Annotated in this window: 2 protein-coding genes; both read left to right on the top strand. The window is 58.0% G+C overall.

The window, feature by feature from the left end:
- The first annotated feature begins 31 nt into the window (after positions 1–31).
- Positions 32–316, top strand: coding sequence for a helix-turn-helix domain-containing protein (locus IVW53_16140; GenBank protein MBF6607088.1), 285 nt, complete (start codon positions 32–34; stop codon positions 314–316).
- On the top strand, positions 217–1,173 hold the full coding sequence (locus IVW53_16135) for an IS630 family transposase (protein ID MBF6607087.1): 957 nt from the start codon (positions 217–219) through the stop codon (positions 1,171–1,173). The genes IVW53_16140 and IVW53_16135 overlap by 100 nt, the downstream gene beginning before the upstream one ends.

Below are 1,173 nucleotides of genomic sequence, written 5' to 3'. Positions count from 1 at the left end.
AATACCATCACCGACCTGTGAGGGCTGTCTAATGAACGAGATGTTGGTCACCCTTGGGCGCTGGCAGTTGGACGTCAAGGCGGTGCGAGAGCGTATGTATCGAGCACCCACCCCACGAGAACGTGAACGCTGGCATGCCATCTGGATGTTGACACAGGGTTGGTCACCCGCGCAAGTAGCTGAAGCACTGGAGCGAGATGCCCATACCATTGGCGGTTGGCAAGAGGAGTTCCGCCAGAAAGGACCGGCAGGGTTGGCTTTCGAGCAGAGTGGTGGTACCCCCCCGCCCTCGACTCGGCTCAACAAGCGCAACTGAAGGCTGCTATCCAAGCTCCACCTGCTGCGGTAGGCATCGAGTTGGCAAACTGGAATTGGAAAGTGGTGAGGCAGTTCGTGCAAGAGCGCTTTGGCCGAGTGCTTAGCCGTAGCAGTTGTTGTAACTACCTGCACCGGCTCGGCTTTGTCCTGAAGCGGCCCAAGAAACGGCTGCTCAAGGCCAACACTGAGAAGCGCGAAGCGTTCGTGGCCGCCTATGTGGCTCTGCGTGACGAGGCCCAACAGAGTGGAGCCAAGATCTTCTTCGCTGATGAGGCGCACTTTCGGGCGGATGTGGAAGTACGAGCCAAATGGGTGCTGCGCGGGCAAGCGGCGTTGGTGGACACGAGCAGTCCTCGCTTTGGCGAGAAGGCCACTTACTACTCGGCAGTCTGCATAGAAACGGGAGAGGTGGAGGCCATGCCAGTCCTGGGCAACACCAACGCTGCCACTTCGGTGGCTTTTCTGCAGCAGTTGCGTGCCAAATACCCACAGCCACTGATTGTGATATGGGACAATGGTCCGGCTCATCATGGTCCTGAGATCAGAAAGTATCTCACGATGCCGCAGTTGCACTTGCGCCTGGTTGCTCTTCCTGGCTACAGCCCGGACTTCAACCCCGACGAAGCCATTTGGGACTGGATCCGAGAAGAGGTGACAGCCAACATCTGCTTTGGCACGGCCGCCAAGGTGCGTGAGAAGGTGGACGCCTTCTTTACTCAACTGCCCAAGCGAGCAACCGAGGCCCAACGGCGCTGTCGCCGGGAGTTGCAAGCCCAAGCCGATGCCCTGGTCGAAGCAGCCAATCAGTTGTTCGCCCCTATCAAGCATGTAGATTTCACTTTGGTATCAGTTTAG

The sequence above is a fragment of the Chloroflexota bacterium genome, from assembly GCA_015478725.1.
Taxonomy (GTDB): domain Bacteria; phylum Chloroflexota; class Limnocylindria; order Limnocylindrales; family CSP1-4; genus C-114.
This window is presented reverse-complemented; position numbering and strand designations above follow the sequence as displayed.

Excerpts from the sequence above, each read along its gene's own strand:
- IVW53_16140 (MBF6607088.1), top strand. The coding sequence starts at position 32 with ATGAACGAGATGTTGGTCACCCTTGGGCGCTGGCAGTTGGACGTCAAG.